We start from the raw sequence: 24,083 nt of genomic DNA, 5'->3' as shown, positions 1-24,083 counted from the left end.
CATTGTTGTTTTGCTCTCGAATACTGCGCCAGTGAATGCCGATACGTCATCAAAACAAGAAACCTCGATGGATCAATCGAAAAAATGCTCACCAACGATAAAAGCCCGGCCCTTGACATACAATATAATAGTGTCTCCGTTCTGGCCGTGATCCAATATGCGGTGTCGATGACGAATTGAGCACGATGCAAACCGAACGTGCAATGGTTACGCGGCGCGACCTGCTCGCTTTGATCGGAGCGGTGTCAGGCAGCGCGGCGATGTATCATGCGATGACGAGTCTCGGGTTTGCGTCGGACTCTGGATACAAAGGTCCGATCAGGCTCGAGGGCGACCCGAGGGGCGCCTCCGTGCTCATCCTCGGCGCCGGACTTGCCGGCATGACGGCGGCGCTGGAGTTGCGCAAGGCGGGATACGACGTCCGGGTGCTGGAGTTCAACAGCCGGGCAGGCGGCCGCAACTGGACGCTGCGGGGCGGGGATTCGTTCACGGAACTCGGCGGCTTCCGGCAGACCTGCGAGTTCGAACAAGGTCTCTATATCAATCCCGGGCCATGGCGGATTCCCTATCACCACCGTGCGCTTCTCGATTACTGCAAGCGCCTCGGTGTCACGCTCGAGCCGTTCATCCAGCTTAATCACAACGCATACCTGCATGCCGCCGGGGCTTTTGCCGGCGTTCCGCAGCGCATCCGCGACATCAAGACGGATTTCCAGGGCCAGGTTTCCGAATTGCTCGCCAAGGCCACCCAGCAGGGCAGGCTTGACGAAGCCGTGTCGAAGGAAGACCGCGAAATCCTGATGCAGGCGCTGCGAAGTTGGGGCGCGCTCGACGGCGACTATGCCTACAAGGCCAACCTCATTTCCGGTGACTTTCGCGGCTATGCCCGAGCGCCAGGCGGCGGCCTTGGCGCCGAGCCGGTCCCGGGCGAACCCGTCGATCTCTCGGAAATCCTCAAATCGCGGCTCTGGCGCTATCTGCAGAATTTCGCGCTGCATACCTTCCAGGCCACGATGTTTCAGCCGGTCGGTGGCATGGACATGATCGGCAAGGCATTTGCCAGGGAGGTCGGCGACCTCATTCGCTACGGCGCGAAGGTGACCCGGATTCAGCAGGACGACCGCGGCGTCACCGTGACCTACACCGATCCCGATGCGCCGGCGACACCCCGGCAGGCCAAAGCGGATTGGTGCGTCTGCACGATTCCGCTCTCGATCTTGAGCCAGCTTCCGATCGACGTGGGCCGCCGCATGAAAGCCGCCATCGACGCGGTGCCCTATTCGGCATCCGTCAAGATCGGCCTGCAGTTCAAGCGCCGTTTCTGGGAAGAGGATGAGGCGATCTACGGCGGCATCAGTTACACCGACTTGCCCGTCCGGCAAATCGCCTATCCAAACACCGGATTCAATGGCGCCGGCAAGGGCGTGCTTCTGGGCGCCTATCTGTTCGACGGTCCCAACGCCTATGAATTCACGTCAATGTCGCCGGTCGAGCGCGTCGCGCGCGCCGTCGAATTCGGCGCGCGCATTCATCCGCAATACCGGACCGAATACGACAACGGCATCGCGGTTGCGTGGCATCGGGTGCCGTTTGCGTTGGGCTGCGCCGGCCGCTGGACCGACGAGGCGCGGGCGCAACATTATGACAACCTTTGCCAGATCGATGGCAGGATCGTTCTGGCGGGCGAGCACGCCTCCTACATTCCGGCATGGCAGGAGGGAGCCATTTTGTCGTCGCTGGATGCCATCACCCGGTTGCACGATCGCGTGGTCAAGCAATAGACGCTGTCTTCAGCGTGGGAATGGCGGGAGCAGTTCAAATGACGCGGGAAAACACCAGCTTTCGTGCAGGCTTCGCCGTCGCGATGTCGGCGGCGTCCTTGCTGCTGTCGTTCCCCGCATACGCACAAGGCAGCGGGCCTTCAGTGCCAGAACCGGCTCTCAGCGCAGGCTTCAGATTCGCCGAGAACAGCGGCGAGGAATTATTCGCCAACATCTGCCAGGGCTGCCACATGTCCGACGGCAAGGGCGCGACCGGCGCCGGAACATATCCATCGCTCGCCGGCAACAGCAATCTCGAAGCCGGCGGATATCCCGTCAGCATTGTGGTCAACGGGCAGCGCGGAATGCCGCCATTCGGGGCGATGATGAGCGACGATCAGGTGGCCGCCGTTGTGAATTATGTGCGGACGCATTTCGGCAATCGCTACCTGGATGCGGTGACATCAGAGGACGTGCGCGCGGTCCGCCGCTAAAGAAAAACGCGCAGCATGGAAAAGCCGGAAGCGGGCGTCGGCAACGATGCCAAATCGGATGGCTGAGCCGCAACCGAGCCTGGTCGGATCTCTTGCCAGCGAAGGGATTACCTGTCTGAATTCCTGTGGCGTCAGCGGCTTTGTCGGGAGAGCAGGATGTTCGGAGCCATCGGACCTGGAAGCCTCACTTCGCGGAACGGCGTTTGGATCGCATTCCTGGCCGGCTGGATTTCGATCTTGCCGGCGCTGCCGCGCCCGGCGGCCGCGGAAGGGTTAAGCCCGCAACAGCAGCTTGCCTTCGACATCTACAAGGAGCTGATCGAGATCAACACCGTGACCGCGACCGGCGACACCGCGCGCGCCGCCGAAGCGATGGCGGCGCGGCTGCGGGCAGCCGGCTTTGCCGACGCGGACGTTCACGCGTTCTCGCCGGCGCCGCGCAAGGGCAATCTGGTCGCCCGGTTGCGTGGTTCCGGCGCGCGCAAACCGATCCTGCTGCTGGCGCATCTCGACGTGGTGCCGGCCAACCGCGAGGACTGGTCGGTCGATCCGTTCAAGTTGACCGAGAAGGACGGCTATTTCTATGCGCGCGGCAGCGGCGACGACAAATACATGGCGACCGCATTCATCACCAATCTCATCCGCTACAGGCAGGAAGGCTACAAGCCCGATCGCGATATCATCGTCGCGCTGGAGACCGACGAGGAAATCCTCGACCGCGATGCGCTGGGCATTCAATGGCTGCTCAAGAACCATCGCGACCTGATCGACGCGGAGTTTGCGCTGAATGAGGGCGGCGGCGTCGGCCTGAAGGACGGCAAGGCGATCAGGAACAGCGTCCAGACCAGCGAGAAGGTCTCGCTGAGCTATCAGCTTGAGGTAAGGAACAAGGGCGGCCACAGCTCGGTCCCGACCAGGGACAATGCGATCTATCGTCTGGCGGAGGGGCTGGTGCGGCTCTCCAAATTCAGCTTTCCATTGAAGCTCAACGAAACCACGCGGGCTTATTTTGAGCGCACCGCGCAATTCGAGGGCGAGCAGACCGCGGCCGATATTCGCGCGGCGTTGTCAGACAAGCCCGATCCGGCGGCGATGTCGTTTGTCCGATTGGCGGCCAATCCGGTCTATAACGCCCAGCTGCGCACCACCTGCGTCGCGACGATGCTCGATGGCGGCCATGCGGTCAACGCGTTGCCGCAATTGGCGAGCGCGAAGGTCAATTGCCGGATCATGCCGGGCGAGCCGGTCGAGGAGGTCAAGGCGACGCTGGAGCGCGTGCTCGCGGACGACCAGATCACCGTCACGCAGCTCGATCGGCCGGTGTTGAGTGCGCCGTCCGCGCTGCATGAGGAGATCATGGGATCGATCGGGAAATTGTCGCAGGAATTCTGGCCCGGCGCTGTCGTGCTTCCGACCATGAGCGCGGGCGCCACCGACGGGAGTTATCTGCGCAACGCCGGCATTCCGACCTACGGCCATTCCGGACTTGCCGGCGATATCAACGACATCCGCAGCCATGGAAAGGACGAGCGGGTTCTCGTGAAATCGTTCTATGAAGGCGAGGAATATCTGTACCGGCTGGTCAAGTTGTTGTCCGGCGGCGGTGCGTAGCAGCAGCCGACGCGCTTGAATCGCAGGCCGGATAGAGAAAGTCCTGCCATTGAACCGGACGAGCCGCCGCTAACCCGCCAGTTCCGAATAGGGCGTGGCCGGCACCTGGGCCTCGATGGCCTTTTCCTCCTCGATGACTTTCGGCTTGCGCAGCCAGACATAGATCTGGGCAGCGACCAGCACGACGCAGATGAGAAGGAAGAACGCGCTGATCGGGCGCTCGATAAAGGTCATCAGGTCGCCGCGGGAGATCAACAGGCTGCGCCGGAAGTTCTCCTCGAAGCGCGGCCCGAGCACGAAGCCGAGCAGGATTGGAGCGGGGTGGAAATCCAGACGCAGTAGGATGTAACCCACGACGCCGATCACCAGCGTCTCGCCGACCTGGAACATGTCGTTGCTGGCGGCGTAGACCCCGATGCAGACGAAGAACATCGCGCTCGGATAGAGATAGCGGTAGGGAATGCTCAGGAGCTTCACCCAAAGGCCGATCATCGGCACGTTGAGAATGACCAGAAGGATATTGCCGATCCAGAAGCTCGCGATCAGTCCCCAGAAGATATCCGCGTGCTGGCTGATCAGCTGCGGGCCGGGAACGATGCCGTGAATGATGAGCGCGCCCAACAGCAACGCCATCACCGTGTCGCCGGGAATGCCGAGACTCATGGTCGGGATGAAGTCGCCCTGCACCGAGGAATGCGTCGAGGCCTCGGGGCAGGCGACGCCCTCGATCGCACCGTGACCGAAACGCTCCGGCGTCTTTGATATCTTCTTCTCGGTGGCATAGGACACAAAGGAGGCGATGGTCGGACCGGTGCCGGGGATCAGCGCGCAGAGGCTGCCGATAAAGGTGCCCCGGATCATCGGCCAGAACGCCAGTTTGAGGTCTGCCTTCGACGGAAACATGTCGGAGATTCCGACCTTGGCGTATTTCATGTCGACGGCTTCGGTATTGTTGATGCTGTTCATGAACTCGGCGATACCGAACATGCCGAGCGCCAGCGCGATGATCTCGACGCCGTCGAACAATTCAGTAATACCGAACGTAAAGCGCGGCTGCCCGGTCTCGATGTCGGATCCGACGATGCCGACCAGGAGGCCGAGAACGGTCATCGCGATGCCCTTGAGCGGCGAGCCCTTGGCCAGAGTCGATCCGGCAAGCAATCCCACCAGCATCAGCGAACATACCTCGGCGGGCCCGAATTCGAGCGCCATCTTGACCAGGAACGGCGCAAGGAAAATCATCTCGGTGATGCCGAACGAGGCGCCGATGAAGGCGGCGATGATGGTGATGCCCAACGCCGTTCCGCCCTTGCCCTGCTTGGTCAGCGGAAACCCATCCAGACACGTCACGGCGTGAGGCGGATGACACGGCAAGTTCAGCAGGATCGAGCAGATCGCGCCGCCATACTGGGCGCCATAGTAGACGCCGGAAAGCATCAGGATCGCAGGCACCGGCTGCATCCCGAAGGTCAGCGGAAGCAGAATCGAAATCGTTGCGACGGGCCCCATGCCCGGCAATACGCCGACCAGGTTGCCGACCAAGACGCCGAGGAAACAATACATCAGGTTGTGCGGCTCAAGCGCGACGCCAAAGCCGTACCAGAGATCGGTAATCGCGGTTGAGATCACAGGTTCACCCCGCGCAGCAGCTGAAACGGAATGTTCAGCAGATAATGGAACAGCAGCACGCCGAACACGGTGACACCACCCGCCAGGACGAGCGATGATTTATAGGTGGCGGTCTTGTCTCCCAGCGCGCAGACAAAGACGCAGGCGAACACTGCCGGGATCATGCCGCCATAATGCCCCAGGATGATGAACAGGACGGGACCTGCGAGAATGCAGAACCAGCCGAACCATTGCGGGTTGGGCGGCAGGAATTTTTTGTCGTCGGGTTCGGACGACCCCAGCGCGGTGCCGGCGATCAAAATGCCAAGGAATGCCAGGACCACACCGAGCACGACCGGCATGAAGCCAGGGCCCATTCTGGCCAGGGTGCCGAATTTATAACCAGAGCCGGTCACCGCGGCTCCCACTCCGAGCAGAAGCATCAGGCCGCCGGCATAGTAATCACGCTTCAAGGTGAACTTCTCCAACAACAGCGTTTCTCCGGATCGTTTTTTGGGTTGCCGACCCTACCCCGTAGTGACGAGGCCTGTCGATATGGCCCAATTGCACTTTTGTAACGGGGGACGGACCGCCATTTGCGGAAACCCTATCCCAGTTTATCGGGCGATAAAATCGGCAAATTTGGCGCAGCCGGCTATCCATGCGCCATCCAAGCCAGGCAGCGATGTGATGGAGCCTCGAGCCGTTTCGAATGGCAGGCTGAAGTGAACATGGTGGGTGGGCGGCGTGGCTAATCTTGTGGCAAAGCCGGGTGCGCCCAGGATCCATTACCGGGAATTACCAACGGCCCTGCCATCTACCTGAAGGAGAGGCGCGGACGCTTGGTGATTGGCGCGAAAACGCGAGGCAGATCAATTCCGATACGAGATATCGACCCGATCGAGCTTCCGTAGCAGCGCCGGCCAGGCCAGTTCGCCATTGCGGTTGGGCAGCTCCGGCCGCGGCTTCATCTTTTCGAAGGTCTTTTCCAGCACGTCCTGTGGCGGGAAAGTCAGCTTGGTATTGCAGGACAGCGCCATCACCTGCACCTCGCAGGCGCGCTCCATGCGAAACAGCAGGTTGAATGTCGCAGGAATGGTCCGCCCGACGACCAGCAGTCCGTGGTTGCGCAGGATCATTGCTTCGTGGTTGCCAAGGTCGCGCACCAGCCGCTCGCGCTCGCCGATATCGTCGGCGATGCCCTCGAAATCATGATAGGCGATGTGGAGAAACCGCATCGACGTCTGCGCCAGCGGAAGCAGTCCGCATTCCATGGCCGAGACCGCCATGCCGGCCGGAGTGTGGGTATGCGCCACGCAGTCGACATCGCCCCTCGCCATGTGGATCGCGCTGTGAATCACAAAGCCGGCGGCGTTGACGCCATAGTCCGTGGCATTGAACAGCGTGTTGCCGTCGAGGTCGACCTTGATCAGGCTCGAGGCATCGATTTCCTCGTACAGCATCCCATACGGATTGATCAGGAAGTGGTCATGCGAGCCGGGGACGCGGCAGGAAATGTGGTTGGCGATCATCTCGGTCATGCCGTACATCGCGGTGAGGCGGTAGCAGGCGGCGAGATCGACACGGGTTTGCCATTCCTCCGCGCTGACCTGTTCGCGGACCGATTTGACGACCTTGATGGCGGGAGAGTTCACGGGGGGCATGGCGTTTCTCCGACAGAACGGTTCATTCAAAGCGCGTTCTAGACAAAATACGTGCAATTGACGGCGCCGCAAGTCGGATCAGGCAATCCTGCGGAGCAGCGCCGAAAACAAGAGCCGGTCGCCGCGGACGACCGACCGTGGCGTCGAACGCGACCGTCACTGACCCGCGGGCGCTGCCGGCGTTGACGGTGCAGATCGCGAGAAGGACATCCCGAATATTCCGCTGCGCTGCACTTCCGGCTCGGGCGGCGGCGCGACTTCAGCCTGTGGAGGCGGTGGCGGCGGTGCCGGAAGATTGTCGCACTTCATCGAGTAGACCAGTTGGCCGTCCGCCGTGCGGCCGATTGGCGCACAATTGTCGACGCGCGCGGTCACATTCTTGGGCGTCAGTTTCGTTTGAGCCCATGCCGGGGATGAGATCAAAAGAATTGCAAATACCAGCTTCTTCATCGGGGTCTCTCGCGAAACATGCGCTGTTCGGCCTCTATTGAACCGGATCGGCCTGGGGATGTCTATCGTGGTTATTTGGCGTCGAGGAGCAAGAAAGCCACGCAGACAGTTATGGCCATTTTCCGGTGCGAGCAACCAGTCCGCGCCGGAAGCGGGTTCCCAATCGGCCTTTGCTGGGAACCGGAAATGGCCCTAGAATTGGGCAGCCGGCTGGAATGTTCCTTGCTTTTGGCTGGTTCGACGGCCAGCCGCGGTCTACGTCTTCAAAGAATCCGACAAATGCAATCACAGGTATCATGAATGAGCCAACTCATTGTCCGCGCCGGCGACTTCACGTTCCAGGCCCGTTTCGAAGAACAACTTGCACCCAAGACCTGCGCGGCTTTCCGTCGGGCGATGCCGTTCGATAGTCAGGCTATCCACGTACGCTGGAGCGGCGAGGGGGTCTGGATGCCGCTCGGCGATCTCGATTTCGGCGTCAGCTATGAGAACCACACCAGCTATCCCGCGCCCGGTCAGATCATTCTCTATCCCGGCGGCATCAGCGAGACCGAGATTCTGCTGGCCTATGGCGGCGTGCACTTCGCCAGCAAGATGGGCCAGCTCGCGGGCAATCATTTCATCACCCTGACCTCGGGCCTCGAGAATCTGCCGGCGCTCGGCAAGACCGTGCTTTGGAAGGGCGCGCAGAAAATCCGCTTCGAGGAAGTCTAGATGGCCGAGGCCGGATATCCGAGGGATCTCCATGGCTACGGCCGCAATCCGCCCAACCCGCACTGGCCCGGCAATGCGCGCGTCGCCGTGCAGTTCGTGGTGAATTTCGAGGAAGGCGGCGAAAACAACATTCTGCACGGTGACCGCGCCTCGGAGGCGTTCCTCTCGGACGTGCTGGGTGCGCAACCCTGGCCGGGACAGCGCCACGCCAATATCGAATCGATGTTCGAATACGGCTCGCGCGCGGGGTTCTGGCGGCTGTGGCGGATTTTCACCGAGCGCAAACTGCCGACGACGGTATTCGGCGTGGCGACAGCCCTGAAACGAAATCCGAAAATTGTCGCGGCGATGAAGGAAGCCGGCTGGGACATCGCCAGCCACAGCCTGAAGTGGGTCGAGCACAAGGACATGTCCGAAGCGGAGGAGCGGGTCGAGATCGCGGACGCGATCCGTGTCCATACCGAGGTGACCGGACAACGCCCGCTCGGCTGGTACACCGGGCGGACATCGATCAACACCGTGAAGCTGGTGATGGAAGCCGGCGGTTTCCTCTATTCCTGCGACTCCTACGCCGACGATCTGCCGTACTGGATCAAGGGGCCGGCCGGGCCGCATTTGATCATTCCCTACAGCCTCGACGTCAACGACATGCGTTTCGTCAATGCGCAGGGCTTTGGTGACGGCGACCAGTTCTTTGGTTATCTCAAGGACAGCTTTGATGTGCTTTACGCGGAAGGCGAAACGTCGCCCAGGATGATGTCGGTGGGGCTGCACTGCCGGGTCGTCGGGCGTCCGGGCCGCGCGGCATCCTTGATGCGGTTTCTCGACTACATCACGGGTCATGAGCGGGTCTGGGTGCCGACCCGGCTGCAGATCGCCCAGCACTGGCACGCCAATCTTTCGCATCTCGCCGCCAGCGCGCCGCACGTCGGATAGTCAGAACAGATGTCCCAGAAATCGCTTTCCGATCTCAACGCCTGCAGCAAGGACGACTTTGTCGGGGCACTTGCGAATATCTTTGAGTATTCGCCGTGGATCGCCGAGCAGGCCGCGTCCGCACGGCCGTTCGCCGGTGTGAACCAGTTGTTCGCGGCGATGAAGGCCGCGGTCGATCATGCGACGCCGGCGCTTCGGCTGGCGTTGATCAAGGCGCATCCCGATCTCGCCAACAAGACCCAGCGCGCCGCAGGCCTTACCGCCGAATCCAGCGCCGAGCAGAACAGCGCCGGGCTGGATCGGTTGTCGGACGCCGAATATGAAGCGTTCGAGCGGGTCAACAACGCCTACCGCGCGAGGTTCGGGTTTCCCTATATCGTCTGCGTTCGCCGCCACACCAAGGATTCGATCCTGCGTGATTTCGAGCGCCGGCTGCCGAACGATGCCGACACGGAAATACGGAAATCTCTCGAAGAGATATGCAGGATTGCGGCGCTGCGCGTCGATCAGCTCGTGATCTCGGACGACCGACTAAAAGTGCATGGCCGCCTGTCGACCCACGTGCTCGATACCCACAGCGGCAGGCCGGCGGCCGGGATCACAGTCGAACTGGTCGAGCTATCGGAGCTTGGCGCGAACCGCGTCGTCACCCGCGCCATCACCAACGCGGACGGCCGAACCGATCCACCGTTGATCGGCGGGCGGCCGGCGCCGATCGGCAGATACGAATTGGTGTTCAGTGTCGGCAAGTATTTTGCGGAGCGGCAGGTGCCAATGTCGGATCCGCCGTTCCTCGATCAAATTCCGCTGCGGTTTTCGGTCAGCGAGCCCGAGGGCCATCTCCACGTACCGCTCCTGGTCACGCCCTGGAGCTACGCGACCTATCGGGGAAGCTAAAATCGTAGGGTGGGCAGAGCAGCGTGCCCACCCTTGAGAATTGGCGTTGCAGATCCATGGTGGGCACGGCGCAGATCGCCTTTGCCCACCCTACAGTTTCTGGAATTCTGCTGTCACGCTGACGTCTCACACATGCTGCGCCGACGAAGCCGTCGCCACCGCATCCGCCTCCGCGGCAGCCTTGCTGCCGACGCCGTTGAAAAATGCATTGAGCGTGACGGCAACCAGCGCGCAGAGCAGGATGCCGGATTCCAGCAGCGGCTGCAGATCGTGCGGCAGGTTGCGGAAGAAATTCGGCGCGGCGAGCGGGATCATGCCGAAACCGACCGAGATCGCGACCACGAACAGGTTGTAGCGATTGTTCTTGAAGTCGACATTGGTGAGGATTCTGGCGCCGGTGGCGGCGACCATTCCGAACATCACAAGGCCGGCGCCGCCGAGCACCACCAGCGGGACTGCTTCGACAAGGGCCGCCATCTTCGGCAGCAGGCCCAGCAGTAGCATGATGACGCCGCCCGTCACGGTCACCCAGCGCGAGCGCACCCCGGTGACGCTGACGAGGCCGACATTCTGCGAGAACGACGTATAGGGAAAGGTGTTGAACAAGCCGCCGAGCAACGTGCCGACGCCGTCGGCACGCAATCCGCGCGTCAGCGCGTCGCGATCGATGGCCTTGCCGGTGATCTCGCCCAGCGCCAGAAACATGCCGAGCGATTCGATCATCACCACGATCATCACGATGCACATGGTGATGATCGGTACCAGGTGGAATTGCGGCATTCCGAAATGAAGCGGAACCACGATGTCACCCCATGGCGCCGCTGCGACCTTCTCGAAATGCATGACGCCAAGCACGCTGGCCAGGATCGCACCGGCGATGATGCCGAGCAGCACCGAGACGTTGGCGAGGAAGCCGCTGCCCCATTTGATCAGGCCGAGAATGACCAGCAGCACGAATAGCGCGATGCCCAGCCCCTGCAACTGGCCGTAGCCCGGATTTGGAAACGCGTAGGAAACGCCTTCAATCACTTTGGTGAAGGTGGGTATTCCGCCACCGGCCCAGTTGATACCGACCCGCATCAGCGAGATGCCGATCACCATGATGATCGTCCCGGTCACGACCGGTGGAAACAGCGGCAACAGCCGGCTGATGAAAGGTGCGGCAACGATGCCGAAGATTCCGGCAGCGATGACCGAGCCATAGATTCCGAGCAAGCCGATCTCGGGCGCCGCGGCCATCGACAGCATGGGGCCAACGGAAGCGAAGGTGACGCCCATCATCACCGGGAGGCGGATACCGACGCCTGGAAAGCCGATGCACTGCACCAGCGTGGCGAGTCCGCAGGCGAACAGATCCGCGCTGATCAGGAACGCGACATCCTCGGGCGGCAGCTTCAGCGCCCGGCCGATGATCAGGGGGACCGCGACCGCGCCGGCATACATCACCAGCACGTGCTGCAACCCGAGCGCCAGCAGGCGAGGGGTTGGCAGGATTTGATCTACCGGGTGGATTTCGGTGGTCATGGACTGTCCTCGGCGTGGGCCTGTTGCCCGCTCATAACAAACCAATACAAGGCCCATGCCAAGCGGCAAGTCCACGAGTCGGCGCTGGCCGTGGCGCGCGGCGGTTAGCCAAACTTCTCCTGCAACGGCGGCCACAGCCGGTCCGGCTTGAACGGCACGGCGGTGAAGCGGATGCCGGTGGCGTCTGCAAGGGCGTTGCCGAGCGCGGCCGCCACGGGATTATAGGGACTCTCGCTCATCGATTTTGCGCCCATCGGACCCAGCGTATCGGCAGTATCGGCGAAGAATACCTCGGTGCGCGGAAGGTCGGCGAAGGAAGGCAGGTGGTAGTCGCGAAATCTGGGATTGCTGACGCGGCCGCCATCGTCGATCACCATTTCCTCGTACAGCGTTGCGCCAAGCGACTGCGCGACGCCGCCCTCGACTTGGCCACGGCACTGCATCGGATTGGCGACCCGCCCGGCGTCCGCGGCGTGCACGCTTTTCAGTATCCTGATTTCGCCGGTGCCCTTGTTGACGGCGATGCGAAAGCCCTGGACATTGAACGCGACCGACCGCGGCGTACCTTGCGAGCTGCCATTCGCGCTCAGGGTTTGGCCGCGCGCGCGCGCGGCTTGCCCGATCCGGCCGAACGGCAGCCGCTGCTTGCCGCAAACCACGGAATCGTTTTCGAGAATGCATGTGTCGGGGTCGGTTTTGGTCGCAGTGGAAGCAAACATCTTGAGATCTTCGGCCAGGTTTTCGGCCGCGGCCTGCGTCGCGCGTCCGGCGACGGAAGTTCCGGTACTGCCGTAGGCGCCGGTATCGTGTCCCCCATGCGCCGTGTCGGATTGCAGCAGACGGATCTGGTCGACGGTGGTTGCCAAAGCGGTGGCGGCGATTTGGCGATGCACCGTCGAGGTGCCGTTGCCGAACTCCGCCGTTCCGACGGTCAGCTCGAACCCGCCATCCTCGCGCAGCGAAATCCTGGCATCCGCGATATGCCCGTCCGGCGGAACGGTATCGATCATGGTGAGCGCGATGCCGTCGCCGATCAGCCAGTCCGCGGAGAGGTCGATCGTCGGCCCCTCGGCCTGCATCGCGCGCTCGACCCAATCGAGGCACTGGTCAAGTCCGTAACTGCCGTAGATGATGTCGTTGTGGCCGGAACCCGGGGGCGACAGCATCGGGTCGCCCGGCTTCACGATGTTGCGCCGGCGAATCTCGAATGGACTGATGCCCAGACCTCTGGCTAGCTCATCGATCGCGGCTTCCACGGCGAGCAGCGTTTGCGGCAGGCCGTAGCCCCGAAAGGCGCCGGCCGGCACGGTGTTGGTGTAGGCGACGACGGCGTCGACCTTCTTGTTCGGACAGTTATAGACGCCGATCGACTCGCCGCAGGCATGTAACAGCACCGGGCTCGCGTGATTGCCATAGGCGCCGGTGTTGGAGAGCACGTCGAGCTGCAGTGCCGTCAGTTTTCCGCAGGCGTCGGCACCGGCCTTCACGGTGATGCGCATCGGATGCCGCGTCGAGGTCGCGATGAATTGCTCCTCGCGCGTGAACTCGAGCTTGACCGGCCGCCCGGTCTTGAGCGCGGCAAGCGCAAGAACATCCTCGACGAACATTTCCTGCTTGCCGCCGAAGCCGCCACCGACGCGTTCACAGAATACCCGGACCTGGTCGGGCGGCAGATCAAAGATTTCAGTGAGCGCGCGGCGCGTCAGGAAGGGTGTTTGGGTGCTGGAACGAACGTGCAGGACGCCGCCGGCATCGACCCAGGCGAGACCGCCATGGGTTTCGAGCGCGGCGTGCTGGACGCGTTGGGTCGTGAAGGTGCCCTCGTAGGTCACGGCCGAGCGGGCGAGAGCGCTCGCGACGTCGCCGAACTCGCCATGACTCTCCGCCACGATATTGCGCTGCGCGTTGGCAACGCGTTGCTCCAGCGTCTTGCCGTCGTGAATCAAGGGTGCGCCGGGCGCAATCGCCTGTGCCGGATCGACCACGGCCGGCAGGATTTCGTATTCGACCTTGAGGCGGCGGCAGCCTTCTTCCGCGGCTGCCTCGGACTCGGCGACCACGGCGGCTACCTTTTGGCCGATGAAGCGGACGACCTCATCGAACACCCGGGTATCGTCCGGGTCCATCCAGGCCCGCTCGTGCCGCGCGGTCGAGAACAGCCGATCCGGCGCGTCTTCGAAGCTCAGCACCGAATGCACGCCAGGGACGCTCAACGCCGCGGTCTTGTCGATGAAGCAAATCCTTGCATGTGGATGCGGCGAGCGCAGCAGCTTGATGTGAAGCAGGCCCTCCATCGCGGTGTCGAAGGTGTAGCGCGCCGCGCCCCGCACCACCTGCGGTCCAGCGGGGGCGGGCAGGCTGCGGCCGAAAGCGGCGCCCGCGGCGGCCTCCTCGATGTTGGTCTTGCCGTTGAGCGCGTCCTCGATCGCGCGATAGCCGGTGCAGCGGCAGAGATTGCCCTTGAGCGATGCGCCGAGATCCTGCCGTTGCGCCTGATTCAATGACGCACAGGTCAGAATCATCCCCGCAGTGCAGAAGCCGCACTGAAACGCCTGCGCATCGAGAAACGCCTGCTGCATCGGGTGCGTTCCGCCGGCGGGCGCGAGGCCTTCGATGGTCGTGACCGCGCGGCCATTGGCGCGGAAGGCGGGGACCAGGCAGGAATGCACCGGTTCGCCATCGATCAGGACGGTACAGGCGCCGCAGTCGCCGGCGTCGCATCCCTTCTTGACGCCGAAATGCCCGAGGTCGCGAAGAAATGTTCGCAGGCATTGTGCGGCGCGCGGGGTTTGCGAAAAATCCTTGCCGTTGATCTGAAAGGTCATGGCTATACCAGGCCCTGCAGTTCGGCGCGGATTTCCTCGGCCAGGCGCAGCGTCATGTGCTTGCGCCAGGCCGGCTTGCCATGCACATCGTCATGATAGAGACCGTCGGCAATGCGGTGGCGCAGCGCCTCGCGCAATTCACCGGCACCGGGGATTTTCGAAAACGAAAGCTGCACCGGCCGCACCGTCGATGCCGTCACGGTCAGCGTCAAGGCGCCTTCGCCGCCGATGCTGCCGATCAATAGCGCCGCGGAACGTCCGACCGGCGTCAGCGATATCTGGCGAAACGCGGTGCGCCGCTGCAGCGCCGCGAGTGGAATTGCGATCTGTCGCAGCAGGTCGCCCCGCGCAAGCACGTTGCGCTGATTGCCCGTGACGAAGTCGACGACGCTGGCGCGTTGTTCGCCACCTCCGGCCGTCCAGACCGTGCAGACGCCGTCGAGCGCCGCCGTCAGCGAAATCATCGGGCCGGCCGGCAACGACATGCAGAGGTTGCCGCCGACGGTGGCGGTCTTCCATATCTTGAAGGAAGCCAGAAACGCGCGGCAGCATTGATTGATCAGGGGTGCTGCGAGCCATTCCGGCGGGCAGGCCAGCGCATCAAGTTGCGCGACCGTGCAGGTCGCCGCGATCGTCAAGCCGGTGTCGGAGATCGTCAGCGCCGGCCATTTGAAATCGGCAAGATCGATCAGCCGTGTCAGGTGGACCTGGGGTTCCGAGAACAGCCAGGTCCCGCCCGCGAGCCAAGCATCGCCTGCCGTCCAAACGGGCAGCTGCTCGCGCTGTCGCGGGTGAGCCACTTCTTTGATGGTGTTCAGATCCATGGATAGGCTAGCGCTTTCAACGAGATGCATCTTTCTGTAAGAGTCCTGCAAGACCGAAGCCAACTCTTCCACCGGCGAGCTGGTCTTTGAATTGCAGGAACATCGCGGCTGGCCGCTTCACTATTGGGATCAGAGAGAGAAGGCGTGGGGATGTTGGAGCCAAAGCGGGCGATTTGGATCAAGGATCCGCTGGCCATCCTCGCCGATGGCGCCGAGCGCGGCATAGTCGTGCAGAACGGCAAGATCGCGGAACTGGTGCCGAGGGGCGGCCAGCCGAAGACCTCGGCGGCGTTCTTTGAGGCGGGCGACCATGTGGTGCTGCCCGGGCTGATCAACACCCATCACCATTTCTACCAGACGCTGACCCGCGCGCTGCCGGCGGCGCTCGATCGCGAATTGTTTCCATGGCTGCAGGCGCTTTATCCGGTGTGGGCCCGGCTGACGCCGCAAGCGCTCGATCTCGGCGTCACCGTGGCGATGTCGGAGCTGTTGCTGTCGGGCTGCACCACGACGACCGACCATCATTATGTTTTTCCGGCCGGACTAGAGGACGCCGTCGATATCGAGGTCGCGGTCGCAAGGCGGCTCAGGTTGCGCGTGCTGCTGACCCGGGGCTCGATGAACAGGTCGCAGCGCGACGGCGGATTGCCGCCGGATAACGTGGTGCAGGACGAGGATACCATCCTCGCCGACAGCGAGCGCGTGGTGGCAAGGCATCATCAGCGCGGCGAGGACGCGATGGTGCAGATCGCGCTGGCGCCGTGCTCGCCGTTTTCGGTGACGACGTCGCTGATGCGCGCGACCGCTGATCTGGCCGACCGGCTCGACGTCCGCCTGCATACCCATCTGGCGGAGACCGAAGACGAGAACAAATTCTGCGAGCAGATGCATGGCTGCCGGCCGCTTGACTATCTGGAGCAATGCGGCTGGCTGAACGCGCGAACATGGCTGGCTCATGGCATTCATTTCAATGCTCCGGAAATGAAGCGGTTGGGGAAGGCGGGAACCGCGATCAGCCATTGCGCCTGCAGCAACCAGGTTCTGGCATCCGGATGTTGTCCGGTTTGCGAGATGGAGGAGGCGGGGGTTGCGATCGGTCTTGGCGTCGATGGCTCGGCCTCAAACGATGAGTCCAACCTGATGCAGGAAGTCCGCGCCGCGTTCCTGCTGCAGCGGGCGCGCTACGGCGTCGGGCGCGTCAGCCACAAGGACGCGCTCCGCTGGGCCACCAGGGGATCGGCGGCGTGCGTTGGACGCCCGGAGCTCGGCGACATCGCGGTGGGCAAGGCCGCGGATCTGGCGCTGTTCAAGCTCGACGAGCTGCGTTTTTCCGGCCACGGCGACCCGCTGGCAGCGCTGGTCCTGTGCGGCGCCCATCGCGCGGACCGGGTGATGGTCGGCGGCAAATGGGTGGTGTCGGATGGCGCCATCCCCGGGCTCGACGTGCCCGATCTGATCCGCCGCCACAGCGCCGCCGCGTACGCGATGCAGGTCGGGTAACATCCATTCGCTGCAATGAAAAAGGGTCCGGGCGTTGCCGCCCGGACCCGGAAATCTCGCAAGATGCCCGGCCTTACTTGCCGGGGATCTTGTCGTCGATGCCTTTGACGTAGAAGTTCATGCCGAGCACCTGGCCGTCGTCGAGATGGTCGCCGCCCTTGCACTCAACGGTCTTGCCGGTCTGGTCCACGATCGGACATTTGAACGGGAACAGCTTGCCGGCGATGATGGCGGCTTCGGTGTCCATCGCCATCTTCTTCACATCGTCGGGCATGTTGGTGTAGGGCGCCATCACGACCATTTTCGATTTCAGCCCGCCCCAGACGTTATCCGTGGTCCACTTGCCGTCGAGTTCGGCCTTGACCCGGTCGATGTAATACGGCGCCCAGTTGTCGATGATCGACGTCAACTGCGTCTTCGGGCCGAACTTGATCATTTCGGAGTCCTGGCCGAACGCCAGCTTGCCGCGCTCGGAGGCGATCTGCATCGCCGCCGGTGAGTCGGTGTGCTGCATGATCACGTCGGCGCCCTGATCGAGCAGCGCCTTGGCGGCGTCGGCTTCCTTGCCAGGATCGAACCACGTGTTCGCCCAGATGATCTTGACCTTGATGTTGGGATTGACCGTCTGCGCGCCGAGTATCGTGGCGTTGATGCCCATGATGACTTCCGGAATCGGGAACGACGCGATGTAGCCGAGCACGCCGGCCTTCGACATCTTGCCGGCGATGATGCCCTGGATGTAGCGGCCCTCGTAGAACCGGCCATTGTAGATGCCCATGTTCTTGTCGCTCTTGAAGCCGGTGGCGTGCTCGAAATGCACGTCGGGATATTTCTTCGCCACCTTCAGCGTCGGATCCATGTATCCGAACGAGGTCGTGAAGATCAGCTTGTTGCCGGCGCGAACCAGCTGTTCGATCGAACGTTCGGCATCCGGACCCTCGCTGACGTTCTCGAGATAGGTAGTCTCGATCTTGTCACCGAATTCCTTGACCAGCGCCTGGCGTGCAACTTCATGCTGGTAGGTCCAGCCGAAATCTCCCACTGGGCCGAGATAAATGAAGCCTACTTTGAGCTTGTCTGCGGCGGAGGCGCCGGACAGGCTTGCTGCAGCAGCGATCATGACTGCTGTCGCCGCGATGAGAATTTTTCTCATGGGTTTCTCCTGACTACTTAAGGGGTGGACTGACTGTCCCGCTGCGCGCGCGCCCCATCGCACGCGCCTCGGTTATTTATCGATCCGGCACGAATACGGTTCCCAGGGCCGCGGGCGCGGTCGAGCCGCCGGTTCGCGCGCGCGAAATCAGAACAAGGACGATGACGGTCGCAAGGTAAGGCAACGCCGACATGAATTGCGAGGGTATGCCAAGACTAAAGGCTTGCGCGTGTAATTGAAGGATTGTGACCGCGCCGAACAAATAAGCGCCGATCACCAGCCGCCCCGGCCGCCATGACGCGAACACCACGAGCGCCAGCGCGATCCAGCCGCGGCCCGCGGTCATGCCCGGGATGAAGAATGGCGTATAGGCCAACGGCAAATAGGCTCCGCCGAGCCCCGCGCACGCGCCGCCGAACATCACGGCGAACAGGCGTATCCGAAGCACGGGATAACCCAGCGCATGAGCCGAGACGTGATTGTCGCCGGCGGCCCGCAGCACCAGCCCCGCGCGCGTGCGATAGAGAAACAGCCAGACGCCGATCACCAGCGCAAGCGACAAATAAACGAAAGCGTCCTCGCCGAACAGGATACGCCCCACCAGCGGAATGTCGGTGAGGCCTGGAATATGGAGATGCGGCGCCGGGGTAATTCGCTCGCCCACGAAGCCGGCGCCGATCAAGCCGGAAAGTCCGACACCGAGGATGGTGAGCGCAAGGCCGGTGGCGACCTGATTGACGGCGAGGCCAAGCGTCATCAAGGCAAAAATCAGCGACAGCAAGGTGCCCGCGGCGATCCCGCAGATGGCGCCCACGGTGGTGGAACCGCTGAGCCAGGCGCCGCCGAATCCGCACGCCGCTCCCACGATCATCATGCCCTCGACGCCGAGGTTGAGCACGCCGGAGCGTTCGGTAACGAGTTCGCCGGTGGCCGCAAGCAACAGCGGCGTCGATGCCGCGAGCACCGACAGGATGATCGCTTCAAGCAGTTCCACGGTGCACCTGCCGCGAAGGGAAAATAAGCCTGAACCGGTAGAGAATGAGCGAGTCGCAGGCGAGCACGTAGAACAGCAGGATGCCTTGGAAGACCTTTGTGACATCCAGGGGTATTTTCATCGCGATCTGGGCCTGTTCGCCGCCAATGAAGGTCAATGCGAGAAAAAGACCTGCAATTAATATTCCAACTGGGTTCAGCCGCCCGAGGAATGCGACGATGATCGCGGTAAAGCCGTAACCGGGTGAAAAGCCCGGCTGAAGGTGCCCGACGGGTCCGGCAACCTCGATGATTCCGGCAAGTCCGGCCAGCGCGCCTGAGATCGCGAAGGTGAGGAGGACCAGCTGATTGGAGTTGAAACCGCCGAAGCGCGCCGCGCGCGGCGCCGCCCCGACAACGCGGATTTCAAAGCCCTTGATGGTGCGGCCGAGCAGCACCGCCGCAGCGGCCACGACCACGAGCGCGATGATCGCGCCAAGGTGTAGGCGACCACCCTGGATCAGGATCGGCATGGTGGCGACGGGATCGAACTCCGCCGTGGTTGGAAAGTTGAATCCGGCCGGATCGCGCCACGGACCGCGCACCAGGTAATCGAGAAAGAGGTCCGCGACATAGACCAGCATCAGACTGGTCAAGATCTCGCTGGCGCCGAACCGGACCCTGCAGATCGCGGGAATCAGCGCGTATAGCGCACCCCCCGCGGCTGCCAGCAGCAACATGGCGGGTAAGACCCACGGCCCGGCATCGGTGCCATGGGTTTCAACCGCGAGCCAGCTGCCGGCGACTGCGCCGATCAGAAACTGTCCTTCGGCGCCGATATTCCAGACATTGGCGAGATAGCAGAGCGACAGTCCGATGGCGATCATGACCAGCGGCGCCGCCTTCACGGCGATCTCCTGCAGCGAATAGCTGTCGGTCAGGGGATCGATGAAGTAGACGCCAAGCGCTGAAATCGGATTCTTGCCAAGAATGGCAAACAGGATGCTCATGGTCACGATCGTCAATCCGATCGCGATCAGCGGCGAAACGAGGGCGATGATGTTGGATCGCTCGGCCCGCTTTTCAAGCACCAACTGCATGAGCCGTTTCCTTCTCCGCCAGACTGCTGCCGCCCATCAACAGGCCGAGCTTCTCGCGGCTGGCATCGGCGGTCGCCAGAGGTTCCGAAAGGCGGCCGTGGAACATCACCGCTATGCGGTCGGCGATTTCGATCAACTCATCGAGGTCCTGGCTCGTCACCAGGATGGCGGCGCCGCCCGCGGCGAGGTCGAGCAGGGCCTGGCGGATTACCGCGGCTGCGCCCGCGTCGACGCCCCAGGTCGGCTGGTTCACCACGAGGACGGCGGGGTTGCGGAGGATTTCGCGGCCGACGACGAACTTTTGCAGATTGCCGCCCGACAGGCTCGCTGCCTCCGGATCGCGCTTGGCCTTGCGGACGTCGAAGGCTTCGGTCGCGCGATCGACCGTCTTGAGCGTCGCGGCGGTGTTGATGAAGCCGCGCTGCACCATGCCGCTGGCGGCATGGCCGGTCAGCAGGGCGTTTTCGGAAAGCTTCATCCGTGGCGCCGTGCCATGGCCGAGCCGTTCTTCCGGCACGAAGGCCGCGCCAAGCTTGCGTCGCTGGGTGATGGAAAGATGTCCCGCCGCCTGGCCGTCGATCACCACGGTGCCGGGGTCCATGGATTGTCGCTCACCCGAAAGCGCCGCGAAAAGCTCATCCTGTCCGTTGCCGGCCACGCCTGCGATGCCCAAGATTTCACCACCCTTCAACTCGAGCGAAATATGCTGGAGTTTGACGCCATGGGGATCGTCCGGCTCCATGCCGAGATCGTTGACGACGAGGCGCGGCACCGTGGTCTTCCGGCCCGCGGCTGCTTTGACCTCCTTGATGTCGGCGCCGACCATCATTCGGGCCAACGAGGCCGCCGTCTCCGCTCGCGGGTTGCAGGTCGAGACCTTCTTGCCGCCGCGCAGGATGGTGGCGGTATCGCAAAGCCGTTTCACCTCTTCCAGCTTGTGGCTGATGTAGAGGATCGCGCGGCCCTCGGCCTTCAGGCGCTGCAGCACGACGAACAATTGATCGGCTTCCTGCGGGGTCAGCACCGCCGTCGGCTCGTCCAGGATCAGGAATTTCGGATTCTGCATCAGCGCCCGGACGATCTCGATGCGCTGGCGCTCACCCACCGAGAGTTGCCAGACCTCGCGCCTGGGGTCGAGCGGAAGGCCGTAGACATTGGACACCTGCTCCAGTCGCGCCGACATGTCCTTGAAGGATTCCTTGCCGTCGAGGCCGAGCGCCACGTTCTCGGCGACGGTGAGATTGTCGAACAGCGAGAAATGCTGGAACACCATGCCGATGCCGCGCGCACGCGCTTCCGAGGGCCCGGACAGCACCATCTTCTCGCCCTGCCAGCGCATCTCGCCGTCGCTCGGCTGGATCAATCCGTAGATGGTCTTGACCAGCGTCGATTTGCCCGCGCCATTCTCGCCGAGAAGAGCATGGATCTGCTGCGGCCAGATTTCGATATCGATCGAGTCGTTCGCGAGAAAATCGCCGTAGCGCTTGGTCAGCCCGATCGTCTGGAGCAGGGGCGTTCCGCCCGAGTGCGGGCCAGTTGGCGTCGGGTCTAACATTCATTTTCACGCATGCGAGGGACGGCTGCCTCAATAGTGGGCTAGTTTAGACTTCAGCGTAAGTGGAGAAAAAGCGCCAGCGTTTGCCCAACTGTTTGGCAGGCGCCCCCCATGATTCTCTCCCCCGCCTTCATTCCGACTGGCACCGGCTTGGAGGCTCATTGCGTGCTTTGCGGACCGAAACCGGCGAAATCACTGTTGCAAAATTGTGACGCTTCCAACCAAATCGGAACCGCCATCGCGGCCTGCCACGAACATGAGCGGCACCGTCGGGTCACCAGGGATGCCCGCGAGAGGCTTGCTTGGGTCGGCGGTTGCCGCCGTCCCATGGCGGCGGGATAGTCAAAAAATATAATATAAACAGGGGTATCCGTCCGTGGGTCATAGGCCTCTTCCTCGTCCATAGGTGGCAAGGTTCTACGGCTGCAGTGTCTGATGTGCATACGATCTTGGCCCTGCTGATGAAACTTGCGGCAGGCGCTGGAAAAACTTGAGGCTTCTCAGGATTAACGAACGGAGCAAAGGTCACCTCAAGGACCTCGATCAATTCGATCGTTAACTTCTGGGGGTAATCCAATATGTCCTATCGTAACCAAGTAATTGCAGCGGCGTTGCTGTCATTTGCCACTCTGGCTCCAGCGAGCTTCGCCAGCGCTGCGGATTTGCCCTACAAGGTCAAGGCAAAGCCGGTTCCTGACGTGCCCTTCTTCTTGGTGATCGATAACCGGGTCACCTACTCCTACATCTTCCAGGGTACCGATCCCGGTGCGTTCAGCACCAAGCCGACCGGTGGCTTCGACGGCAAGACCGCGAAGTCGGTCTATTCGTTCACCCATTTCGACGTGTGGGCTTACGGCACCAACTTCTTCGGCATCAATATGTTCAAGTCGGACCACAACGATCCGGCTGGGCCTTGCACGAATGCCGGCGTGATTACGAACCCCGTTGGTTTTGGCAACACTCCTGCGAGCTGCGCTGGCGCGACCGAATTCTTCGGCCTGATCCGCAGCACGTTCGGCTGGAACGAGTTGTTCAATACCAAGGCCTTCACCATGGGGCCGCTGCATAACATTTCGTTCGAAGTCGGTGCTGAAGGCGAAACGGAAAATAGCTATCTGGCACCCAACAAGCGCGCCTTCGAAGCTGGTCTGCAGTTCGCCTTCGATCTTCCTTACAAGGGTTACTTCAACGTAGCGCCCTTGGCCTACAAGGAAATCAACCACAATGCGTTCCTGCAGTGCGGTGGCTTCGGTGTCCCCGGTGCCTGCAGCGTGGACGGTGGTACGAACTTCAACGTCACCTGGGCAGTTGAAATCAACTACTACATGGATCTCAACTTCCTGCCGCCGGAAATGCAGTATTTCGCCATCAGCGGCCGTGCCGGCTTCTACGGACCGAAAGGAAACCAGAACCAGCCGCTCGGTCTTGCCAGCGGGGGAACCCCGACCAAGACCGAAATCAACAGCGAGCCGATCCGTCTGACCTTCGACGCCAGCAAGGCGATCTGGGGTGCGAAGTATTCCCAGTTCGTTACCACCTGGGTTGCCTATCGCTACTGGCAGAACAAGTTCGGCCTCGATCACAATGCCGCTCCGGGCGTCTGCACCGTGAATGGCGTCAGCACCAACAGCTGCACCGAATCGACGCTTTATGCCGGTGTCACCGTAAAGTTCTAACTGCCTGATAATTCAAGAAACGATGGCGCCGCGATGAACTCGCGGCGCCATTTTCGTTTCCAGGATACACATTCTCCGCGGCGCAAGCCTGTAGGTCGCGGTCGAACCGGCGGACCGAGGCTCTCGGTTTTCGTGTTTTCGCCAGACGACGCGGCAACCCGCCCGCATCAAATGCGGATCGGACCTTCGCTCTCGGAAACGCCTTATTTGTCCCAGACGCCGGCGTGCAGTGCTGCCGCCTCGTCCTCGAGCAGCGGCCCGACGACCTCGGTCGTGCGCTGTCCGCGCCTGAACACTTCGCGGCACGGCAGATCGAGTGTCGGGTTCTCCGGGTGATTGCCGGTGACGGCGCGCAGGCGACGTTCGCTCAAGCCGTAGACCACGCGGCCAATGCCTGCCCAGTAGATCGCGCCGGCGCACATCGCGCAGGGTTCGGCGGATGAATACAGCGTGGCATTCCGCAGCACGTCCGCGCCAAGCGTCGTGCAGGCCTGCGTCGCCAGCAACCGTTCGGCATGGCCGGTTCCGTCATGCGCCGGCATGTAACCGTTTTCGGTCTCGATCAGAACGTTGCGGTTCTGGTCGACCAGGATCGCGCCAAACGGATGGTTGCCGCGGGTCATGGCGCGGCGGGCGACATCGAACGAGCGCCGCAGAAAATGTTCGTCGAGTTCGAGGGGCGTCATATCAAGGCCCTGGCCGGTTCAGTGCTGCATCCTTCGAGACGGCGCGGAGTTTATCATCGGGCGCGCGTTCGCGCGACCCGTTGGCGCCTCCTAAAGACAAGGCTTTGGATCCTCATGGTGAGGAGCGCGGCAAC

The 24,083-nt window shown here is 62.4% G+C and carries 20 protein-coding genes; 8 read left to right on the top strand and 12 right to left on the bottom strand.

Annotated elements, in window-relative coordinates; all coding sequences use genetic code 11:
* The first annotated feature begins 203 nt into the window (after nucleotides 1–203).
* The 3 genes from E8A46_RS13195 (at nucleotide 204) to E8A46_RS13185 (ending at nucleotide 3,865) form a co-directional block, all read left to right on the top strand.
* Nucleotides 204–1,781 carry a flavin monoamine oxidase family protein gene (locus E8A46_RS13195; protein WP_291561244.1) on the top strand — a complete coding sequence of 526 codons (1,578 nt, stop codon included), beginning with the start codon at nucleotides 204–206 and terminating at the stop codon, nucleotides 1,779–1,781.
* Between the two features lie 38 nt (nucleotides 1,782–1,819).
* Nucleotides 1,820–2,254: a cytochrome c gene (locus tag E8A46_RS13190; protein WP_291561242.1), complete on the top strand. Its 435-nt coding sequence runs from the start codon at nucleotides 1,820–1,822 to the stop codon at nucleotides 2,252–2,254.
* Between the two features lie 156 nt (nucleotides 2,255–2,410).
* Entirely contained in the window at nucleotides 2,411–3,865 is a 1,455-nt protein-coding gene (locus tag E8A46_RS13185) for a M20/M25/M40 family metallo-hydrolase (protein ID WP_291561240.1), read from the top strand.
* A 69-nt stretch (nucleotides 3,866–3,934) separates the two neighbouring features.
* On the opposite strand, the gene E8A46_RS13180 is transcribed toward E8A46_RS13185, so the two are convergent.
* The 4 genes from E8A46_RS13180 to E8A46_RS13165 form a co-directional block, all read right to left on the bottom strand.
* Nucleotides 3,935–5,494 (bottom strand): tripartite tricarboxylate transporter permease, encoded by a 1,560-nt coding sequence (locus E8A46_RS13180; protein ID WP_291561238.1) that lies wholly within the window; start codon nucleotides 5,492–5,494, stop codon nucleotides 3,935–3,937.
* Entirely contained in the window at nucleotides 5,491–5,961 is a 471-nt protein-coding gene (locus tag E8A46_RS13175) for a tripartite tricarboxylate transporter TctB family protein (RefSeq protein ID WP_291561236.1), read from the bottom strand. The genes E8A46_RS13180 and E8A46_RS13175 overlap by 4 nt, the downstream gene beginning before the upstream one ends.
* Before the next feature lie 384 nt (nucleotides 5,962–6,345).
* On the bottom strand, nucleotides 6,346–7,137 hold the full coding sequence (locus E8A46_RS13170) for a class II aldolase/adducin family protein (RefSeq protein WP_291561234.1): 792 nt from the start codon (nucleotides 7,135–7,137) through the stop codon (nucleotides 6,346–6,348).
* 156 nt (nucleotides 7,138–7,293) lie between these two features.
* Nucleotides 7,294–7,587, bottom strand: a complete 294-nt coding sequence (locus E8A46_RS13165) for a hypothetical protein (protein ID WP_291561232.1) — start codon at nucleotides 7,585–7,587, stop codon at nucleotides 7,294–7,296.
* Nucleotides 7,588–7,887: 300 nt separating this feature from the next.
* On the opposite strand from E8A46_RS13165, the gene E8A46_RS13160 reads away from it, so the two are divergent.
* The 3 genes from E8A46_RS13160 to uraD are packed head-to-tail and all read left to right on the top strand — an operon-like array spanning nucleotide 7,888 to nucleotide 10,134.
* Nucleotides 7,888–8,301, top strand: coding sequence for a DUF3830 family protein (locus tag E8A46_RS13160; protein WP_291561230.1), 414 nt, complete (start codon nucleotides 7,888–7,890; stop codon nucleotides 8,299–8,301).
* On the top strand, nucleotides 8,302–9,237 hold the full coding sequence (puuE, locus tag E8A46_RS13155; protein WP_291561228.1) for an allantoinase PuuE: 936 nt from the start codon (nucleotides 8,302–8,304) through the stop codon (nucleotides 9,235–9,237).
* 9 nt (nucleotides 9,238–9,246) lie between these two features.
* Nucleotides 9,247–10,134 carry a 2-oxo-4-hydroxy-4-carboxy-5-ureidoimidazoline decarboxylase gene (uraD, locus tag E8A46_RS13150; protein ID WP_291561226.1) on the top strand — a complete coding sequence of 296 codons (888 nt, stop codon included), beginning with the start codon at nucleotides 9,247–9,249 and terminating at the stop codon, nucleotides 10,132–10,134.
* 126 nt (nucleotides 10,135–10,260) lie between these two features.
* Here uraD and E8A46_RS13145 read toward each other — a convergent pair whose 3' ends face one another.
* From E8A46_RS13145 to E8A46_RS13135, 3 genes are all read right to left on the bottom strand, one after another.
* Nucleotides 10,261–11,658 (bottom strand): nucleobase:cation symporter-2 family protein, encoded by a 1,398-nt coding sequence (locus E8A46_RS13145; protein ID WP_291561224.1) that lies wholly within the window; start codon nucleotides 11,656–11,658, stop codon nucleotides 10,261–10,263.
* Nucleotides 11,659–11,762: 104 nt separating this feature from the next.
* On the bottom strand, nucleotides 11,763–14,483 hold the full coding sequence (locus E8A46_RS13140) for a molybdopterin cofactor-binding domain-containing protein (RefSeq protein ID WP_291561222.1): 2,721 nt from the start codon (nucleotides 14,481–14,483) through the stop codon (nucleotides 11,763–11,765).
* A 2-nt stretch (nucleotides 14,484–14,485) separates the two neighbouring features.
* Nucleotides 14,486–15,307, bottom strand: a complete 822-nt coding sequence (locus E8A46_RS13135) for an FAD binding domain-containing protein (RefSeq protein WP_291561220.1) — start codon at nucleotides 15,305–15,307, stop codon at nucleotides 14,486–14,488.
* A 153-nt stretch (nucleotides 15,308–15,460) separates the two neighbouring features.
* Between E8A46_RS13135 and E8A46_RS13130 the strand changes: the two genes are divergently transcribed.
* Complete coding sequence (locus tag E8A46_RS13130) at nucleotides 15,461–16,807, top strand: 8-oxoguanine deaminase (protein ID WP_291561370.1); 1,347 nt, start codon at nucleotides 15,461–15,463, stop codon at nucleotides 16,805–16,807.
* Nucleotides 16,808–16,880: 73 nt separating this feature from the next.
* On the opposite strand, the gene E8A46_RS13125 is transcribed toward E8A46_RS13130, so the two are convergent.
* From E8A46_RS13125 to E8A46_RS13110, 4 genes are all read right to left on the bottom strand, one after another.
* On the bottom strand, nucleotides 16,881–17,960 hold the full coding sequence (locus tag E8A46_RS13125) for a BMP family ABC transporter substrate-binding protein (protein WP_291561218.1): 1,080 nt from the start codon (nucleotides 17,958–17,960) through the stop codon (nucleotides 16,881–16,883).
* Between the two features lie 76 nt (nucleotides 17,961–18,036).
* Nucleotides 18,037–18,954 (bottom strand): ABC transporter permease, encoded by a 918-nt coding sequence (locus E8A46_RS13120; RefSeq protein WP_291561217.1) that lies wholly within the window; start codon nucleotides 18,952–18,954, stop codon nucleotides 18,037–18,039.
* Nucleotides 18,941–20,032: an ABC transporter permease gene (locus E8A46_RS13115; protein WP_291561215.1), complete on the bottom strand. Its 1,092-nt coding sequence runs from the start codon at nucleotides 20,030–20,032 to the stop codon at nucleotides 18,941–18,943. The genes E8A46_RS13120 and E8A46_RS13115 overlap by 14 nt, the downstream gene beginning before the upstream one ends.
* The gene (locus E8A46_RS13110; RefSeq protein ID WP_291561213.1) at nucleotides 20,016–21,587 is read right to left on the bottom strand and encodes an ABC transporter ATP-binding protein; all 1,572 of its coding nucleotides are present in this window, start codon (nucleotides 21,585–21,587) and stop codon (nucleotides 20,016–20,018) included. Before E8A46_RS13110 ends, E8A46_RS13115 begins: the two co-directional genes overlap by 17 nt.
* A gap of 578 nt (nucleotides 21,588–22,165) precedes the next feature.
* Between E8A46_RS13110 and E8A46_RS13105 the strand changes: the two genes are divergently transcribed.
* Nucleotides 22,166–23,263 (top strand): hypothetical protein, encoded by a 1,098-nt coding sequence (locus E8A46_RS13105; protein ID WP_291561211.1) that lies wholly within the window; start codon nucleotides 22,166–22,168, stop codon nucleotides 23,261–23,263.
* A gap of 203 nt (nucleotides 23,264–23,466) precedes the next feature.
* Here E8A46_RS13105 and E8A46_RS13100 read toward each other — a convergent pair whose 3' ends face one another.
* Complete coding sequence (locus E8A46_RS13100; protein ID WP_291561209.1) at nucleotides 23,467–23,949, bottom strand: nucleoside deaminase; 483 nt, start codon at nucleotides 23,947–23,949, stop codon at nucleotides 23,467–23,469.
* Between the last annotated feature and the right edge of the window lie 134 nt (nucleotides 23,950–24,083).

The sequence above is a fragment of the Bradyrhizobium sp. genome, assembly GCF_004799445.1.
Taxonomy (GTDB): domain Bacteria; phylum Pseudomonadota; class Alphaproteobacteria; order Rhizobiales; family Xanthobacteraceae; genus Bradyrhizobium.
Note: the sequence above shows the minus strand (reverse complement) of the source record. Positions and strands in the feature narration are given on the sequence as shown.

Excerpts from the sequence above, each read along its gene's own strand:
- E8A46_RS13105 (WP_291561211.1), top strand. The coding sequence starts at position 22,166 with ATGTCCTATCGTAACCAAGTAATTGCAGCGGCGTTGCTGTCATTTGCC.
- E8A46_RS13170 (WP_291561234.1), bottom strand. The coding sequence starts at position 7,137 with ATGCCCCCCGTGAACTCTCCCGCCATCAAGGTCGTCAAATCGGTCCGC.
- puuE (WP_291561228.1), top strand. The coding sequence starts at position 8,302 with ATGGCCGAGGCCGGATATCCGAGGGATCTCCATGGCTACGGCCGCAAT.
- uraD (WP_291561226.1), top strand. The coding sequence starts at position 9,247 with ATGTCCCAGAAATCGCTTTCCGATCTCAACGCCTGCAGCAAGGACGAC.
- E8A46_RS13160 (WP_291561230.1), top strand. The coding sequence starts at position 7,888 with ATGAGCCAACTCATTGTCCGCGCCGGCGACTTCACGTTCCAGGCCCGT.
- E8A46_RS13190 (WP_291561242.1), top strand. The coding sequence starts at position 1,820 with ATGACGCGGGAAAACACCAGCTTTCGTGCAGGCTTCGCCGTCGCGATG.
- E8A46_RS13100 (WP_291561209.1), bottom strand. The coding sequence starts at position 23,949 with ATGACGCCCCTCGAACTCGACGAACATTTTCTGCGGCGCTCGTTCGAT.
- E8A46_RS13135 (WP_291561220.1), bottom strand. The coding sequence starts at position 15,307 with ATGGATCTGAACACCATCAAAGAAGTGGCTCACCCGCGACAGCGCGAG.
- E8A46_RS13145 (WP_291561224.1), bottom strand. The coding sequence starts at position 11,658 with ATGACCACCGAAATCCACCCGGTAGATCAAATCCTGCCAACCCCTCGC.
- E8A46_RS13140 (WP_291561222.1), bottom strand. The coding sequence starts at position 14,483 with ATGACCTTTCAGATCAACGGCAAGGATTTTTCGCAAACCCCGCGCGCC.
- E8A46_RS13125 (WP_291561218.1), bottom strand. The coding sequence starts at position 17,960 with ATGAGAAAAATTCTCATCGCGGCGACAGCAGTCATGATCGCTGCTGCA.
- E8A46_RS13110 (WP_291561213.1), bottom strand. The coding sequence starts at position 21,587 with ATGTTAGACCCGACGCCAACTGGCCCGCACTCGGGCGGAACGCCCCTG.
- E8A46_RS13185 (WP_291561240.1), top strand. The coding sequence starts at position 2,411 with ATGTTCGGAGCCATCGGACCTGGAAGCCTCACTTCGCGGAACGGCGTT.
- E8A46_RS13195 (WP_291561244.1), top strand. The coding sequence starts at position 204 with ATGGTTACGCGGCGCGACCTGCTCGCTTTGATCGGAGCGGTGTCAGGC.
- E8A46_RS13115 (WP_291561215.1), bottom strand. The coding sequence starts at position 20,032 with ATGCAGTTGGTGCTTGAAAAGCGGGCCGAGCGATCCAACATCATCGCC.
- E8A46_RS13165 (WP_291561232.1), bottom strand. The coding sequence starts at position 7,587 with ATGAAGAAGCTGGTATTTGCAATTCTTTTGATCTCATCCCCGGCATGG.